Consider the following 17,728-nt stretch of genomic DNA (forward strand, 5'->3'; position numbering starts at 1 on the left):
GCGATGCTGTGGAGCCTGGCCGCGCGCGCCTGGTCGCGTTTGCGCGGCGGCGCGGCGCCGGCCCCGGAGCCGGCTCCGCCGGCGGGAGGCAAGCGCCAGCGCGCCGCCATCGCCATCGTCGACGGCGGCCGCATCTTGCTGATGCATCGCGTTAAACCCGGCAAGGACTATTATGTGTTGCCGGGCGGCGGCATCAAGCGTCGCGAGACGGCGGCCATCGCCTGCGTGCGCGAGACGCGCGAGGAAACCGGGCTCAACGTCCGTCTGGGCGGCAGGCTGTGCACGCTGGACGGCAAGGACAGGGTGGAGCACGTGTTCCTGGCGGCCAGCCACGCCGGGGAGCTCAGACTGGGCGGTCCGGAGTTGGCCAAGATGGGGCCGGACAATCGCTACGAGCTTGAGTGGCTGGACCGCGAGCAGCTGCAGCGGATCAAGCTGAAGCCCAAGGGCCTGCTGCCGCATTGCCTGGCCTTGTTGGAACCCGCCGCCGGCCGTTGAGGCTGGCGTTTTTCATGGATGGATGGACGAAGATGAGCAAGGCGTTTACCAAGGAAAACGACGAGGCGGAAGAGGATCTCCCGCTTGAGCGGCGCTTGCCCGCCTCCACCAAGAACTACATCACGCCCGGCGGCTGGCAGCGGCTGAAGGACGAGCTCTATCATCTGGTCAACCGAGAGCGGCCGGAGATGGTGCAGATCGTGAACTGGGCGGCCAGCAACGGCGACCGTTCCGAGAACGGCGATTATCTGTACGGCAAGCGCCGTCTGCGCGAGATCGACCGCCGCATCCGCTTCCTGACCAAACGCCTGGAGATCGCCGAGGTGGTGGATCCGGAAACCCGGGAGGCGACCGACCAGGTGTTTTTCTCCGCCACCGTGCTGATAGAGCGCGGCGACGGCAGCGAGCAATTGCTGCGCATCGTCGGCGTCGACGAGATCGATCTGGCGCGCGGCCGGATCAGCTGGATCTCGCCGATCGCGAGGACGCTGTTGAAGGCGCGCGAAGGCGACTCGGTGTTGTTTCGCGGGCCGGAAGGCGACGAGGACATCGAGGTGCTGGAAGTGCGTTACGAACGCATAGACTGAGGTCTTCCGCAGACACGAGGGACAACGGCCCGGACATGAGTCCGGGCCGTTTTTTATCCGGGGGCGGATCAGTCCAGCAGTTTGCGCAGCCAGCCATGCTTGCCGCCGTGATGGCCTCCGTAGCGGCCGTCGCGACGGTGTTCGTCGTCATGGCCGCGACCGTGCGCGGCCGGCGCGCAAGACGCGGCGGCCGGCGCCGCCGGGGCTTGGGTTTGCAGCAGGCGTTCAAGCTGGCCGGGCGCCAGCCAAACGCCGCGGCATTGCGGGCAGTAATCGATGGCGACGGACAGCCGCTCGCCCATCAGCAGGGTGACTTGGCAACTGGGACAATTCATGGCGTGCTCCTCGGCGCGCCGCAACGGCGCGGTGGTTCGGGAAATGCGCAGGCTAGGCCGCGCTCGCGCATTGCAAACCATGAAGCGGCTACAGGGTCAAGCTTTGCCGCGAGAGGGCGCGTCGTCGGGGCGGGAGTGGGCGGCCAGGCTGCGGTTGATCTGCATCCAGCCGGCGGTGGCCGGCTTGCCGGTCTGCTCGAACGCCGCTTGCAGCAATTTCAGTTGCTCGCGGTGCAGGGCCTCCTCCAGCCTGCGGCCTTCCGAAGTCAGCGTCAGCTGTTTGACCCGCTTGTCGTGCGGCGCGGCCACGCTTTGCACCAAGGCCATTTCCAGCAACTGGCGCAGCGGCATATTGATGGCCTGCTTGGTCACGCCCAGCGCGGCCAGCAAATCCTTGACCGACAGGCCGGGATAGCGGGCGACGAAGAACAGGATGCGGTGATGCACGCGAGCCAGGCCGCGTTTGGCCAGCATTTCATCCGGTTTGTCGGTGAAAGCCTTGTAGGCATGGAAGAAGGCTTCCATGGCGGCGCGCATGTCGTCGGACGGAGATAGGTCTGCCATGTTGACGGAGCCTGTTGTGAGCGGTAGATTGAGTCAATATTATTGACGTTAGTAACAAAGCTGGGGACAAGCTTAATGGAGAGTACCATGTTTTCGGAGCGCATCGAACGGCTCAGCGGCTCGCTGATCCGGGAGATACTGGCGGCGGCGCAACAGCCGCAGATGATCTCTTTCGCCGGCGGCCTGCCGGCCAGTCAATGCTTGCCGCGGCTGGATTTCGCCGAGATGCCGGCGGGACTGGCGCAATACGGTTCCACTGAAGGAGAGCCGGAACTGCGCGAGCTGATTGCGGAGCAGGCGCGGCGCATGGGCATGGATTGCAGCGCCGAGCAGGTGCTGGTGTTGTCCGGCTCCCAGCAAGGCATAGATCTATGCGCCAAGCTGTTCGTCGATCCCGGCACGCCGGTGGTGACTGAGGGGCCGACCTATCTGGCGGCCTTGCAGGCCTTCAAGCTGTTCGGCGCCCGGGTTCACGCGGTGGGGCAGCGGGACGGCAGGCTGGAGCCGCAGGCGTTGGCCGCCGCGCTGGAGCAGGCGCGGCCGCGCTGCTGTTATTTGATTCCCAGCTTCCAGAATCCGGCGGGCAGCTGTTACAGCGCCGAAGACCGGCAGGCGCTGGCGGCCGTCGTCGACGCCGCCGGCGTGCCCCTGATCGAAGACGATCCGTACCGCGCGCTCAGCTACGACGGCGAAGCGCCGGCGCCGCTGGTCAGCCATTTGAAGCGCGCGCCGTGGATTTACTCCGGTTCCTTCTCCAAAACCCTGGCGCCGGGGCTGCGCGTCGGCTTCCTGATCGCCTCGCCCGAGCTGTACCCCTATTTGATGCGGCTCAAGCAGGCGACCGATCTGCACACCAACCGTCCGGCGCAGTGGTTCATCGCCCGCCAGCTGCGCGATCCCGGCTATGAGCAGCGCTTGCTGGGGCTGCGCGAGGTGTATCGCGCCGGACGCGACGCGATGCAGGCTTCGCTGCAGCGCCATTTCGGCGATCTGGCCGATTGGCAGCTGCCGCGGGGCGGCTTGTTTTTCTGGCTCAAATTGAAGCAGGCGAGGGACACCCGTGAGCTGCTGCCGCTGGCCTTGAAGCAGAACGTCGCCTTCATGCCGGGGGAAGCGTTCTTTCCCGAGCCGGAACAGAATCTGGGCTATTTGCGCTTGAACTTCAGCCATGCCTCGCCGGAACGGATCGAGACCGGCATCGCCAGGCTGGCGGCCTTGCTGCGTGATCCGGCCGCGGCGGACTAAGCCGCGGTTCAAGGTCTCCGCGCAGCCCGCGCGTAAAGCGGAACAGCGCCGCCTCGTCGATGAGGCGGCGCTTCACTCTCCCCCGCCGTCCGGCGTTTGTCCGCATCTCCCTTCTTCCCTGCGGCCTGTAGCTGTGGCGCTGGCGCGCTCCCCGGCGAGCGTCAAGCCAAGCCGTCGTTGATCTCTCCCTTATCGTCCCGTCCTGAGCGGATAGTCGATGCGCTCGGCCGTCCGGCTTGCATTATTAAGAAAATTCAATATGTCATAGGCATTTATTTTGATGCGAACATTTTGATGATCACGGCTACGCCGGATGTTTCGCCCCCGGACGCCATTCTTATATTTGTTTTATTTAATAAAAAATTTGCCGGTATTGGATCAATTAATTGAACAACTGCCGTTGGTTTATGCCGTAATTGTCATGTCGATTAAGATTTAATTCATCGACTCCGGCCAATTTTTATGTGGTCAATTCTCGGCGCTTAAATCATTGATATCGCCGTGGAAATCTGCGTTTCAAAAAAATATAAGCCGTAAATCGGCTGAAGTTGTAACTGGCAGTTCGGGGGATGCTTTTCCTAGAGGTCTTTCAGTATAGTGCTGACGCTTATTCTTCCCATATGGCTTTGGGGGGATTAATGCGATCAATCAAATCTATACGAAAACAATTTTAGCGTCAATATTCATTGCATTTCCAAGTTTCCAGGGGGATGGAAAATATAAACGCACAGCCTAAGACTGTGCTGGTTTGCAATGATTTGACCGCTGAAGTGATATCGAATCATCTCAAAAGAAAGTCCGACCACGGCGAATGAGACACACAGGCAATCCTTTTCTCTTGATTCAAACGCTGCGTAGGCGAATTGCCGCGCACGCGTCACGCATCCTCACGTGAAAACAAAGGGATGACCCTCTCTATTCTGTCGAAGCAACAGTTTCGACAGGGCGGGATATATCAAAACCAGCATGACTGCTTCTTGAACGGGGCGGGCTCTCGCCCGGCCCGCATTTAAAGTCCTCGCGAGCGTCGCGGCCATCGCCGCGGCCGTGCGCGCGGCGGGGCGACGGAGCTCGTCGGCCCAGTGAGGGCGAAGCGGCGATCCGACTTATGCCGTCCGGGTTTTTGTCGGCCGGCGCTCGCCTCGTACACCGGAGTTAGTTGTCGATACATGGAGGTCATGCAATGTATTCCTCATCCGATGCCTCATCGCGGCGGACGTCCGCCGGCGACCAGTTCGGACCTCATCCTGCTTTTTCGCACCGCGAAGCGCTGAGCATTGCCCGGCAGCTGATGTCGCGGGCGGAAGCGAGTCCCGACCGTCTCGCGTACGCGTCCGCCGATCCGGCGAAAAACGTCGCGCTGAGCTATGCGGCGCTGTGCGAACGCGCGTCCGCCGTCGCCGCGCGCCTGGCGCAAGCGAGCCAGGCGGGAGACCGCGTGATGCTGGTCTATCAGGAGCCCCTCGATTTCATTCCGGCCTTCTTCGGCTGCAGCCTGGCCGGGGTGATCCCGGTGCCGGTGGCGCCGCGCCACGGCCGCGACACCATGCTCGCGATCGCCAAGGACTGCGGCGCGGCCATCGCGCTGACGGCCGAGGCGCGCGACGCGCTGCCGGGCCTGCGCTGGATGCGCACCGACGAGGCCGAGCGCGCCGCCCCCTTTCTGCGGGCCGCGGACGACGGCAGCCCGGCGCTCTTGCAATACACCTCGGGTTCGACGCGCACGCCGCAGGGCGTGGTGGTCACGCAATCCGGGCTGTGCGCGACGATAGACGATCTCGACCGCGGCGCGATGCACGACGCGGACAGCGTGATGATCAGCTGGCTGCCGTACTTTCACGACATGGGCCTGGTGTACGGCATCCTCACCCCCTTGCAATGCGGCTTTCCCGCCTATCTGATGGCGCCGGAGAAATTCGTCGCCCAGCCCATGTCCTGGCTGCGCGCGATAGACGCGCGGCGCGGCACCCACACCGCCGCGCCCAATTTCGCTTACGCCTTGTGCGCGGACCGCGCGGCGGATCTCGCGCCCGGCACCGATCTGTCGTCCCTGCGCTACGCGCTGAACGGCGCGGAGCCGGTGCGCTGCGACACGGTGCGCCGTTTCGAGGCGGCCTTCGCGCCGTTTGGACTGAAGCCGTCCGTGGTGGCGCCGGGCTACGGCCTGGCCGAGGCGACTTTGAAAGTGACCGCCGGCCGTTGCGGCGAAGGCACGCGCGGCGTGCGTTTCGGGCGGGAGGCGCTGGCGCGCGGCCGCGTGTCGCCGCAGGCCGACGGCGTTGAATTGGCGGCCTGCGGCGCGAGCCTGATCGATACGCGCGTCCGCATCGTGGACCCGGACACGCGCGCGCCGTGCGCGCCGGACGCCGTCGGCGAAATCTGGGTGGCGGGGCGCACGGTCGCCGACAGCTACTGGCGCCGGCCGGAGGAGTCGCGCGAGATCTTCGGCGCGCGTTTGGCCGACGGCGACGGCGCCTGGTTGAGAACCGGCGATCTCGGCTTTCTGCACGACGGCGATCTGTTCGTCACCAGCCGCTTGAAGGATTTGATCATCGTCGGCGGCCGGAATTTCTACAGCCACGATCTGGAGGACACGGTGTCGGCCTGCCATCCGTCGATTCGGAAGGGGCGCGCCTTCGCCGCCGCCGTCGACGGCGAGGAGGGCGAAGGGATTCTGATCGGCGCCGAGGTGCGCGGCGGCTGCGGGGAGGCGGAAGCCCGCGACATTCTGCCTATGATTCGCGCGGCGCTGGCGCGGGAGCACGGCGTGGCGCCGGCGCGCATCGCGCTGCTGCGGCGCGGCAGCATCCTGCGCACCTCCAGCGGCAAGACCCGGCGCGGCGCCACCCGCGACGCGCTGCTGCGCGGCGAATTGAGCATTGTCGCCGACGACGCGGCCGGCGCGGCCGACGACGCGATTCTCGCCGAGATCGCGCGCTTCGTGCCCGGCGCGGCGGCGGCCCCCGAGGCCCGGCTGATCGATCTGGGGCTGGATTCGCTGTCGGCCGCGCGGCTCGCCGCCGCGGCGCGCGCGCGCCACGGCGTGGAATTGTCGTTCGCGGCGCTGTTCGCGCTCACGGCCGAACAACTGAGGCGCGAGATCGTCGCCGCCCCGCGCGTGGACGCCGCGGCGCCGGTCGCGGCGCGGCGCTACGCGGCGGGGGAGCCGTTCGAATTGTCCGAGATGCAGCAGGCCTACTGGATAGGCCAGCAGGGCGGCGTGCCGCTGGGCAGCGTGTCGCCGCACATCCGCGTGGACTTCGAGATCGACGCCGCGCGCGCGCCGGAACTGGGCCGACGTCTCGCGCGGCTGGTCGCCCGCCATCCGTCCTTGCGGATGACGGTGGGGGCGGACGGGCGCGGCGCCTTCGACGCGCTCGCCTACGATCCCTTGCTGCCGCCGCAGGATCTGCGCGGGCTGGACGCGGCGGAGGCGGCCGAACGGCTGGAGGCGACGCGGGCGAGCCTGGCCGAGCGCGACGGGCCGCCGCTGGTCGCGGCGGTCACCCGTCTGACGGACGACGCGGCCATCCTGCACCTGCGGCTCAGCCTGTTGGCCGGCGATCTGCGCAGCTTCCTGCAATTGATGACGGAACTGGCGCGCGGCGCGTCCGACGATCCCCCGGCGCAGTTCATCGCGCCGCTGACGCCGCCGGCGATGCCCGACGCGCATCGCGAGGCCTGGTTGCGCCGGGTCGAGTCGATCGCGCCCGCTCCCGAGCTGCCGATGAAGATGGGGCTGGCCGAAGTGGCCGAGCCGCGCTTCGCCGTCCGCCGCCGGGAACTGCCGGCCGCGCTGTCCGCCGCCTTGACGGCGCGCGCGCAGGCGCTCGGCGTCACGCTGACTTCGCTGTGCATCGCCGCCTTCGCCGACGCGCTGCGGCTGTGGACGGCGGCGCACGCGTTCACGCTCAACGTGACCTGCAACACGCGGGCGGAGCAGGCGGGGCAGGCGATAGGCGACTACACCAGCAACGCCTTGCTGTCGCTGAGCGAAAGCCACGAGTCCTTCGCCGCGTTCGCGCAGGCGGTGCAGCGGCAAGTATGGGCCGATCTGGACGCGCCGTGGTGCTCCGGCGTGTCCATCCTGCGCGAGCTGAGCCGCCGCAACGGCGCGCCCGTGCTGATGCCGGTGGTGCTGACCAGCCTGCTGTCCGGCGACCCGGCGGACGATCTGGCCGTCCTCGACGGCATCGGCCGCGTGGTCGACATGGCCAATCCGACGCCGCAGGTGTCGCTGCACGCCGTCCTCGGCCGCCGCGGCGACAGGCTGCTGGTGATGTGGGAGTTCGTCGCCCAATTGTTCCCCGAGGGCATGATGGACGCGATGTTCGACGCCTTCCTCGGCGCGCTGGAAACGGTGGCGAGCGAAGCGGCGGCGGCGGAGCGGCCGACGGTGGCCCGGCTCGCGCCGCAACAGGCGGCGCGGCGCGCGGCGGTCAACGCCACCGCGGCGGAGCGCGCGCCGCGCCGGCTGGAAGCCCCCATCGTCCGGCAGGCGCGGATCGAGCCGGAGGCGGTGGCGGTCAGACAGGGCGAGACCACGCTGAGCTACGGCGCGCTGCTGCGCGACGCGGAGGACATCGCCGGCGCGCTGCGGCAAGGCGGCGTCGCGCGCGGCGACGTGGTGGCGGCCATCGTCGCGCCGGGGCCGCGCGCGGTGGCGGCGCTGTTGGGCATCGTGATGGCGGGCGCGGTCTATCTGCCGATGGAGCCGTCCTGGCCGGCCGCGCGCATCGAGGAACTGCTCGGCGAAGCCGGCGCCCGTCTGGCGGTGGTGGACGAGGGCGGCCGGGCGCTGCCGGTGCCGGCGTTGCGCCTGGACCTGCCGCTGCCGCGCTGCGCTTGGGAGCCGGCTGCGGAGGCGGCGGCCGGCGACGCGGCCTACGTGATCTTCACCTCCGGCTCGACGGGACGGCCGAAGGGCGTGCTGATCGCGCACGAGGCCGCGGCCAACACCATAGACGACATTAACGAGCGCTTCGCGGTCGGCCCGGCCGATCGCGCGTTGTGCGTGTCCTCCCTGGCCTTCGACTTGTCGGTCTACGACATCTTCGGCCTGCTCGCGGTGGGCGGCGAGTTGGTCTTCCCCGAGCGCGCGCGCGATCCGGAGGCGATGGCCCAGGCGCTGCGCGACGGTCGGGTCACCATCTGGAATTCCGTGCCGGCGGTGCTTGAGCTCTTGCTGGACGTGGCCGCGCCGCGTTCGCCGGATTTGCGGCTGGCGCTCTTGAGCGGCGACTGGATCGCGCCCGGGCTGGCCGGGCGGCTGCGCGAGGCGTTTCCTGGCCTGCGGCCGATCAGCCTGGGCGGAGCGACCGAGGTGTCGATCTGGTCGGTGGTGCATCCGATCGCGCCGGAGGACGCGGTGTTGGCGTCGATTCCCTACGGCAGGCCGCTGAGCAATCAGCAATGCTTTGTGCGCGCGCCGGACGGCCGGGAGCGTCCGGACAGCGTGGTGGGCGAACTGCTGCTGGGCGGACGCGGCCTCGCGCTCGCCTATCTGGGCAACGAGGCGGAAACCGCGCGCCGCTTCTTCGTCGACGCCGAGGGCCGCAGGCTCTACCGCACCGGCGATCTGGCGCGCTGGCTGCCGGACGGCGAGCTCGAACTGCTGGGGCGGATGGACGGGCAGGTCAAGGTGCAGGGCTACCGGATCGAACTGGGCGAGATCGAGGCTGCCGCGATGCGCGCCGGCTGCCTGGCGCGAGCGGTGGCCTCGGTGGTCCGGCGCAAAGACGCGACGGCGATCCAGCTGCACGTGGTCGCGCGGCCGGATTACGACGGAGGCGTCGTCGCGGCGGTGCGCACCCAGCTGGTGCTGCATCTGCCCGCCTATATGCAGCCGCATCACGTGACGGTGCTGGACGCCTTGCCGCTGACGGCCAACGGCAAGGTGGACCGCGCTCGCCTCGCCGCGCTGGTGGCCCCGGCGCCCGCGCCGACGCAGCCGGCCGCCGCGACGCGGCGCGACGCCTCGCTCGAGGCGACGATGCTGGCCGCCTTCGCCGAGGTGGTCGGCGTGGAGATAGACCCGCAGCAGGGCTTCTTCGATGCGGGCGCCACCTCGATGCACGTGGTGCGCCTGCGCGCGCTGCTGGCGTCGCGCGGCGTCGCGGTGCCCCCCTTGGTTGACTTCTTTTCGCTGGCCACGATACGGGCGCTCGCCGAGCGCGCCGACGCGGGCGACGCGGATCTTTCCCCGATGATTGACGTCGACGGCGCGCGCGCCTATCGACAGCGCGTGCGCGCACGCAAGGAGGCTTTGTAATGACTTATCCCACACCCGTCGACGCCGTAGCCATCATAGGCGCAAGCTGCCGCCTGCCCGGCGTCGCCACCCTGGAACAGTTCTGGTCGATGATCGCCGACGGCCGGGTCGCGATCGAGCGCTTCGGCGCGGACGCGGCGCGCCGCGAGGGCGTGCCGGAGACGGTGCTGGCCCAGCCCGGCTTCGTCGGCGTCGGCGGTCCGCTGGACGGCGTCGATCAATTCGACGCCGGCTACTTCGGCATACCGCCGTCGCAGGCGGCGGCGATGGATCCGCAGCAGCGCATCTTCCTGGAGTGCGTGCACGAGGCACTCGAGCGCGCCGGCCACGGCGCGGCGCGCGGCGCGCGCGTCGGCGTCTGGGCCGGCTCGGCCAGCGTCGATTATCTGGTCGACCACGTGCGCGACCGGCTGGACCGCGCGTCGCCCAACCGCTATCTGCAGCAATGGGTGGGCGTGGACAAGGATTATCTCGCCGCCCAGGTCGCGTATCGGCTCGACTTCGGCGGCCCGGCCATCAGCTTGCAGACCGCGTGCTCGACGTCGCTGGTCGCCGTGGTCCAGGCGATGCAGGGGCTGCTGAGCTTCCAGTGCGATTTCGCGGTGGCGGGCGGCGTCAGCGTCGCCCTGCCGCAGCGGCAGGGACATGTGTACGAGGAGGGCAGCATCCTGTCCGCGGACGGCGCCTGCCGTCCGTTCACCGCGGACAGCAACGGCACCGTCTTCGGCAACGGCGCGGGCGCGGTGGTGCTGCGCCGCCTGGAGGACGCGCTGGCCGACGGCGATCCCATCATGGCGGTGATACGCGGCGGCGCGGTCAACAACGACGGCGCGGCCAAGGTGGGCTTCACCGCGCCCGGCGGGCGCGGGCAGCAGGACGTGATCCGCCAGGCGCTGGCGCTCAGCGAGGTGGACGGCGCGTCGATCGGCTACGTCGAGACGCACGGCACCGGCACGGCGATCGGCGACGAGGTCGAGCTGGCGGCGTTGGGCGCGGCGCTGGGCCAGCGCGCCGCGGCCGACGCGCGCTGCGCGCTCGGCACCTTGAAGGCCAACGTCGGCCATCTGAACGCGGCGGCGGGGGTCTGCGGGCTGATCAAGGCCGCGCTGGCGGTGGAGCATGGGCGGATTCCGGCCGCCGTCGGCGCGGAGCGCGCGATAGACGCGCTGCGCGGCGACGCCGGTTTCTACCTGCCGACGGAAACCGCGCGCTGGGACGCACCGCAGCGGCGCGCCGGCGTCAGTTCCTTCGGCATAGGCGGCACCAACGCCCACGTGATCATAGAAGCGGCGCCGCCGCGCGCGCCGCGCGCGGCCGACGTCGCGCCGCTCTTGCTGTTGTCGGCGCGCGGCGAGGCCTTGCCCGCGCTGTGCGCGGACTACGCGGACTTTCTCGACGGCCATCCCGAGTTGAGGGTGGAGGACGTTTGCCTGACGGCGGCGCTGGGGCGGCGTCATTGGGAGCGGCGCGCGGCGTTCCGCGCCGAATCGCGCGAGGCCTTGATCGCCGCGCTGCGCGCCTTCGCCGCCGGCGAGCCGGATGCGGGCGTGATCGCGGCGGAAACGCCGGCGCGCGCGCCGGAGCTGAGTTTCGCCTTCGGCGGCGCGGCCGATCTGGACGCGGTGCTCGCCCGGCTTGAGCTGTGGCAGGCGAGCGGCGTCGTTCCGGCCAGCGTGTGCGCAACGGGGGACGGCGTGTTCGCCGCGGCTTTCGCGGCCGGCGCGCTGAGCCTGGCCGACGCGCGGCAACGCCGCGCGGACCGCGCCGTCGCGCCGTCGCGGCTGTGGGTCAGCGCGGCCTCGGGCCTGCCGCTGGACAGCGAGCAGGCGGTGCGCGAGGAACTGGCGCGCGCGGGAACGATGGTCGGCGCAGCCGACGCCGCCGCCGCGCTGGAGGCGGCGGGCGCGGAGTTGGTGCTGGACTTCGGCGACGAGGCGCTGGGCGCGGGCGGAGCCGGCATGGCGTCGCTGGATCCCGCCTCGCCGGACGCGCTGGCGCGGCTGTGGACCGCGGGCGTGACGCTGGACCTGGCCCAGCATTACCGCGACGGCAACCGGGTGGCCTTGCCGACCTATCCCTTCCAGCGCCAGCGTCACTGGATAGACCGCGCGCCGCGCTTGCTGGCGGCGGGCGCGACGCCCTTCCTCGGCCGGCGCACCGACGCGCCGGCGCTGGACGCCACCTTCTTCGACGCGGAATGGAGCGTGGCCGTCTTGCCCTTCCTGCAGGACCACGTGATCTACGACAAGGTGGTGGTGTCCGGCGCGGCGCTGGCGGTGATGATCGCCGACGGCGCGCGCGAGCTCACCGGATCGGACGGCTGCGTGCTGAGCGATTTGCGCTTCCCGGCCGCGCTGGTGATTCCGCCGGGCGCGGCGCGCAAGGTCCAGTTGCAGCTGGTGCGCGACGGCGACGGTTTCGAAGCCACGGTGTTGACGCTGGAGTCCGCCGACGTCCACGCGACGGCCAGGGTGGACGCCGGCGAGGCGCCGGGCGCCGCGCCGTCGGAGCCGGCGCGCGGAGCAGCGATCTCCGCCGAACTGATGGACAGCTGGCTGCGCGCGCGCAGTGTGGTGATGGGGCCGACCTTCCGGCGGCTGTCCGACATCGTGGTCGGGGACGGCGACGCGTCTTGCGACATGCGCTCCGACGCCGACGACGCGGGCTGGCTGCTGCATCCGGGGATCCTCGATTCGGTGCTGCAACTGGTGGCCGCCGCCGCGCGGCCCGAGGGCAGCAAGGCCTTCGTGCCGACGCGCATCGCGCGGCTGGCGCTGCAGGGGCGGACCGGCGCCGGGATGCGCTGTCGCGCGTCGGCGGAGCGGGGGCAGGCCTGCCTGTTCGACGCCGGCAAGGTGCTGCTTGAAATGACCGGCCTGGAATCGCGCGAGGTCACCCGCAACGAATTGCTGCGCGTCGAGCCGCTGCGCGAGGGCTACGCGGTGGAATGGCGCGACGCGGCGGGCGGCGAACCGGCCGCGCTGCCGGAGTCCATCGCCATCCTGAGCGACGCGGGGCAGGCGGCGGCGGGGCTGGCCGCGATGCTGCGCGACGAAGGCAAGGAGGCCGTCGTCGTGGCGGCGGTGGCGGACATTCCCTTCGACAAGGCGGGCCTGATCGTCGATTGCCGCGGGCTGGAGGCGCGCGGCGACGCGCCGGCGCCGGCGGTTTACGCCGGCGCGCTGGAACTGTTCGCCACGGCCGCGCGCCGCGAGCGGCCGTGCCGCATCGCCGTGGCGCTGGCGCCGGACGCGCCGGCCTCGGCGCCGCTGCAGGCGCTGTCGCGCGCGGTGGCGATGGAAACGCCGCATCTGCAGACGCAGGCGCTGCATGCCGGCGACGCGCGGGCGATCCGCCGCGGCCTCGATTGCTTCGAGCGCGAGACCGAAGTCGCGGTGCGGGGCGAGGCGATCACCGCGCCGCGCTTCGACGAGCGCGCGCTGCCGCTGCGGGCGGACCTGGCGCTATCGGAGAACGCCACTTGGCTGATCACCGGCGGGCTCGGCGAGCTCGGCCTGCGCGTCGCCGGCTGGCTCGCCGCCTTGGGCGCGCGCGCCTTGGTGCTGACCGGCCGCCGGCCGGCCGACGCCGCCGCCGAGGCGGCGCTGGCCGCTCTGCGCCGCGACGGGGTGGAGGTGAAAGTATGGCAGGCCGACGTGGCGGTGGAGGCGGACGTCGACGCGCTGCTGGCCGAGATCGACGCGACGCTGCCGCCGCTGCGCGGCGTCTGCCATCTGGCGGGCGTGGTCGAGGATTGCCTGGTCGGCGACGTGACGCCGGCCTCGCTGGCCGCGACCCTGGCCGGCAAGGCCCGCGGCGCCTGGTTGCTGCATGAACGCACGCTGGCGTATCCGCTGGAGCACTTCGTGCTGTTCTCGTCGGCGGCCGCCGCCTTCGGCGCGCCGGGGCAATCGAGCTACGCGATGGCCAACGCCTATCTCGACGCGCTGGCCGCGCGCAGGCGCGAGCAAGGGCTGCCCGCGCTGTCCATCGCCTGGGGGCCGTGGCAGGACGTCGGCATGCTGGCCCGCTCGAGCGCCAACGCCAAGCGGCGGCTCGCGCAGCTGGGCATAGGCCAGATCGAGGCCGAGTGCGGCCGCGCCACCTTCGAGATCGCGCTGGCGGCGGACCTGCCGCCGCACATGGTGCTGCTGCCCATCGATTGGGGGCGGCTGATCGAACAATGGCCGCCGCATGTGCCGGCCAGCCGCTTCGCCGGCATCGCTTCCGCGCGGCCGGGCGCGGGCTCGACCTCCTCGGTCAGCGAGTTGCTGGCGCTGACTCCGGACGAGCGGCGGATCCGGCTGTTCCAGCTGCTGGCGGAAGACGCCGCGCTGGTGACCGGCACGCCGCTGGCCTCGCTGGACCCCGAGCGTTCCTTGTTCGACTACGACCTGGACTCCCTGCTGATCACCGATCTGCGCGTATTGCTGGAAAAGCGTTTCGGCCGCGCGATCCCGACCACGGTGATTTTCTCGAACCCGACCATAGCCGCGCTGGCGGACCATCTGGCGCGGACGGTGTTCGGCGCGGCCGAGGCGGAGGCGACGGCCGCCGCGCCCGCCGCCGAGACGGAAGCGCCGGCGGACGCCGCTTCGCTGTCGCAGGAGGAAATCGTGGAAATGCTGTCCGCGAAACTGGACGAACTGAATAGAAAGGGCGCGCGATGAGCCAAATCGACACGACTGCGCTGATGCGGAACGCGCTGCGCGAGATCCAGCGTTTGCAAGGCGAGCTGGACGGCGCCGAACAGCGGCGGCACGCGCCTATCGCCGTGGTGGGCATGGGCTGCCGCTTCGCCGGCGTCGATTCGCCTGAGGCGCTGTGGCGGAGTCTGCTCGACGGCGCGGACGGCGTCGGCGAGGTGCCGGCCGAGCGCTGGGACGCCGCGCGCTACTTCGACGCGGACCCGGACGCGAGCGGCCGCATCTACTGCCGCACCGGCAGCTTCCTGGACGACATCGCCTCCTTCGACGCCGGCTTCTTCGGCATCTCGGCGCGCGAGGCGGCGATGCTGGATCCGCAGCAGCGCATGCTGCTGGAGGTGGCGTGGGAGGCGGTGGAGCGCGCCGGCATGACGGCGGCGGAACTGAAGGGCTCGGCCACCGGGGTGTTCGCGGGCGTCATGCATCAGGACTACGCGCACCGCTTCCGCCGGGCCGACGACGTCGATCTCTACACCGCCTCGGGCAACGCGCCCAGCGTGCTCGCCGGACGCGTGTCGCACGCGCTGGGCCTGCACGGGCCGACGCTGACGATAGACACCGCCTGCTCGTCGTCGCTGGTCGCCGTGCACCTGGCGTGCAATGCGCTGCGCGCGGGCGAATGCGACATCGCCATCGTCGGCGGGGTCAATGTGGTGCTGTCGCCCTTGTCCACCGCCGCCGAGTGCCGCGCGCACATGCTGTCGCCCAGCGGCCGCTGCCGTTCCTTCGACGACGGCGCGGACGGTTTCGTGCGCGGCGAGGGCTGCGGCGTGGTGGTGCTGCAGCGGCTCGCCGACGCCGAGGCCGCCGGGCGCAGCATAGACGCGCTGATCGCCGGCTCGGCCGTCAATCACGACGGCCGCAGCGCGGGACTGACGGTGCCGAACGAGCACGCGCAGCGCGAACTGGTGCGGGCCGCCTTGCGCGCCGCGCGCATCGAAGCGTCGCAAGTGCGCTATGTCGAAGCGCACGGCACCGGCACCGCGCTCGGCGATCCGATAGAAGCGGCGGCGCTGGCCTCCGTGTTCGCGGGCCGCGAGCGCGGGGAGCGCGTGCTGCTGGGCTCGATCAAGAGCAATTTCGGCCACCTGGAAGGCGCGGCGGGGATAGCCGGGCTGATCAAGGCGGCGCTGACGGTGCGCCATGGTGTCGCGCCCGCCACGCTGCACGTGCGCACGCCCAACCGCGGCGTCGAGTGGGACGCGTCGCCGCTGCGGCTCGCGCTGCGCGCGGAACGCATAGACGGCGGGAACGAGCCCTGCGTCGCGGGCGTCAGCTCCTTCGGCTTCAGCGGCACCAACGCGCACGCGGTGCTGGTCGCGCCGCCGCGCGAGGCCGCCGGCGCAAGCGCGGCGAGCGCGGGCGAAGGCGTTCAACTGCTGGTCGTCTCCGCGAAGTCCGAAGCCTCCTTGCGCGGCAACGCGGCGCGGCTGGCCGACCATCTGGCCGGCCTCGACGCCTCGGCCTGGGCGGCCGCCTGCCACGCGTCGCGCGTCGCGCGTTCGCATTTTCCGCATCGGCTGGCGCTGACGGCCGCCGACGCGGAGGAAATGGCGCGCGAGCTGGGCCGTTTCGCGCGCGGCGAGGAGGCGGCCGTTTACCGCGGCGTCTGCGGCGGGATGCCGGCCGGGCGCGACGCGACGCCGGCCGAAGCGGAGGCGGAGAAGGAGCCGGCCGAACGGCTGGCCGCGCTGGCGCGGCGCTACGTGGCCGGCCTGCCGCTTGATTGGCCGGAGGCGGCCGTCGGCCGCCGCGCCGCGCGCCTGCCGACCTACGCCTTCGACCGGCAGCGCTACTGGGTGGACGAAGGGAGAGCGGTCGAGGAGTCGCCGCTGTACCGGGTGGCCTGGCAGCCGGTGCCGGCCCCGGCCGGCGCGCGCCGCTCGGGCGAGCGCATCGTCGCCGGCGATCCGGCTTTGTGCGCGGACGTGGCGCGCGCGCTGGAAGCCGCCGGCGAGCGCTGCGTGATCGCGGCCGCCGAGATCGACGCCATCCGCCGCGCGGGCGACGCCGGCCTCGTGCTCGCTTTCGACCGCGCGGCCGGAGACGAGGACGCGGCGGCGGCCGTCGCGCGCTGCGGCGCTTTGCTGGGCGCGCTGGCGCGCGAGCGCGCCGCGACCTCGTCGACGGCGCCGATCACCGTCGTCACGCGCGGCGGAGCGGCCGCCGGGCCGGCGGAGGACGTCGACCCCGTCCTCGCCGCCTTGAACGCGGCCGTGCGCGTCGCGCGGCGCGAACAGGGCCGGACCTGGCGCGGCGCGATCGATATCGACGGCTCGCCGGCCTCCTTCGACGCGCTGGCTGCGCTGCTCGCCGACGATGCGGCGGAGGAACAACTGGCGGTGCGCGGCGCCGTCGTGCTGGCGCCGCGGCTGCGGCGCGCGGGCGCTGGGACGGCCGACGCGCTGCCGGCGCTGGACGCCGACGCCGTCTACGTGGTGAGCGGCGGCACCGGCGCGCTGGGCCTCGCGACCGCGCGCTGGCTGGCCGGCCGCGGCGCGCGCCATCTGCTGCTGATCAGCCGCGGCGGCGAAACCGGCGACGCCGCGCAAGCCGCTTGCGCCCGTCTGCGCGGCGACGGCGTCGAGGTGCGCGTGGCGGCGGCCGACATCGCCGACGAGGCCGCCTTGCGCGGCGCGCTCGCCGCGGCCGGCCGGCCGATACGAGGCGTCGCGCACTGCGCGGGCGTGGTGAGGGACGCGACGCTGGACGCGCTGGACGCCGCGGCCTTCGCCGAGACCTTGCGCGCCAAGGTGGGCGGCGCGGTCTTGCTTGACCGGCTGACCGAGGCCGAGCCGCTCGATTTCTTCCTGTTGTACTCGTCCATTTCCGCGACGGTAGGCCGCCACGGGCAGGCCGCCTACGCCGCCGCCAACGCTTATCTCGACGCCTTCGCGCAGCGGCGCAGCCTGCGCGCGCGGCCGGCCTTGTCCATAGGCTGGGGCTCGTGGACGACGGGCATGGGCGCGGCCGACGCGAAAACGGCGGAGCGGATTCGCGCAGGCGGCCTGAACCCGCTGAGCGAAGGCGAGGCCTTCGCCGCGTTGGAGCAGGCGTTCGCGGGCGAGCCGCACCGGGTGGCGGCGGCGATCGATCTTGCGCGGATCGCGGCGCAGCCCGATTTGCCGCGCCTGATCGAAGGCCTGCTCGGCCGCGCGCCGGCCGAGCGCGCGCGGACTCTTTCTTTCGACCAATTGCGCGGCCGCCCGGCCGGGGAGCGCCGCGCGCTGGTCGCCGATTATCTGGACGCCGAATTGCGCGCGGTGCTGTCCAGCCCGGCGGCCTTGCCGCGTCAGGCCTCGCTGCTGGACCTGGGCGTCGATTCGCTGACCGGCGCGGAACTGCGCAACGCGCTTGAACGCGCGCTGGGCGTGTCCGTCGCGATTACGCATCTGATCGACGGCTCCTCGCTGGACGAGTTGATCGATCAGGCGATGGCGCAGCTGGAGCGCAGGATGGTGACAGAACAAAGCTCGGCCGTCGGCGCCGACACGGAGGAAATCACGCTATGACCATGGCACG

At 71.0% G+C, this 17,728-nt stretch carries 9 protein-coding genes; 7 read left to right on the plus strand and 2 right to left on the minus strand.

What is annotated here, in order from left to right; genetic code table 11:
• The first annotated feature begins 3 nt into the window (after positions 1-3).
• Together JW897_RS15770 and greB are read left to right on the plus strand one after the other, a co-directional pair.
• Positions 4-498 (plus strand): NUDIX domain-containing protein, encoded by a 495-nt coding sequence (locus JW897_RS15770; protein WP_053077189.1) that lies wholly within the window; start codon positions 4-6, stop codon positions 496-498.
• Positions 499-530: 32 nt separating this feature from the next.
• Positions 531-1,085 (plus strand): transcription elongation factor GreB, encoded by a 555-nt coding sequence (gene greB, locus JW897_RS15775; RefSeq protein ID WP_048412585.1) that lies wholly within the window; start codon positions 531-533, stop codon positions 1,083-1,085.
• Between the two features lie 68 nt (positions 1,086-1,153).
• Here the strand turns inward: greB and JW897_RS15780 are convergent, their stop codons facing one another.
• Together JW897_RS15780 and JW897_RS15785 are read right to left on the minus strand one after the other, a co-directional pair.
• Positions 1,154-1,420 carry a TFIIB-type zinc ribbon-containing protein gene (locus JW897_RS15780; protein ID WP_205466880.1) on the minus strand — a complete coding sequence of 89 codons (267 nt, stop codon included), beginning with the start codon at positions 1,418-1,420 and terminating at the stop codon, positions 1,154-1,156.
• Positions 1,421-1,516: 96 nt separating this feature from the next.
• Positions 1,517-1,984: a MarR family winged helix-turn-helix transcriptional regulator gene (locus tag JW897_RS15785; protein WP_048412587.1), complete on the minus strand. Its 468-nt coding sequence runs from the start codon at positions 1,982-1,984 to the stop codon at positions 1,517-1,519.
• A gap of 87 nt (positions 1,985-2,071) precedes the next feature.
• Here JW897_RS15785 and JW897_RS15790 point away from each other — a divergent pair, with 87 nt between their 5' ends.
• The 5 genes from JW897_RS15790 (at position 2,072) to JW897_RS15810 (ending at position 17,718) form a co-directional block, all read left to right on the plus strand.
• Positions 2,072-3,229: an aminotransferase-like domain-containing protein gene (locus JW897_RS15790; protein ID WP_205466881.1), complete on the plus strand. Its 1,158-nt coding sequence runs from the start codon at positions 2,072-2,074 to the stop codon at positions 3,227-3,229.
• Positions 3,230-3,325: 96 nt separating this feature from the next.
• Positions 3,326-3,619: a hypothetical protein gene (locus JW897_RS15795; protein ID WP_205466882.1), complete on the plus strand. Its 294-nt coding sequence runs from the start codon at positions 3,326-3,328 to the stop codon at positions 3,617-3,619.
• A 793-nt stretch (positions 3,620-4,412) separates the two neighbouring features.
• Positions 4,413-9,500 carry a non-ribosomal peptide synthetase gene (locus tag JW897_RS15800; protein WP_205466883.1) on the plus strand — a complete coding sequence of 1,696 codons (5,088 nt, stop codon included), beginning with the start codon at positions 4,413-4,415 and terminating at the stop codon, positions 9,498-9,500.
• The gene (locus JW897_RS15805) at positions 9,500-14,170 is read left to right on the plus strand and encodes an SDR family NAD(P)-dependent oxidoreductase (RefSeq protein WP_205466884.1); all 4,671 of its coding nucleotides are present in this window, start codon (positions 9,500-9,502) and stop codon (positions 14,168-14,170) included. Before JW897_RS15800 ends, JW897_RS15805 begins: the two co-directional genes overlap by 1 nt.
• On the plus strand, positions 14,167-17,718 hold the full coding sequence (locus JW897_RS15810; protein WP_205466885.1) for an SDR family NAD(P)-dependent oxidoreductase: 3,552 nt from the start codon (positions 14,167-14,169) through the stop codon (positions 17,716-17,718). Before JW897_RS15805 ends, JW897_RS15810 begins: the two co-directional genes overlap by 4 nt.
• Positions 17,719-17,728: the final 10 nt, after the last annotated feature.

The organism is Chromobacterium alkanivorans (assembly GCF_016937655.1).
Lineage (GTDB): Bacteria > Pseudomonadota > Gammaproteobacteria > Burkholderiales > Chromobacteriaceae > Chromobacterium > Chromobacterium alkanivorans.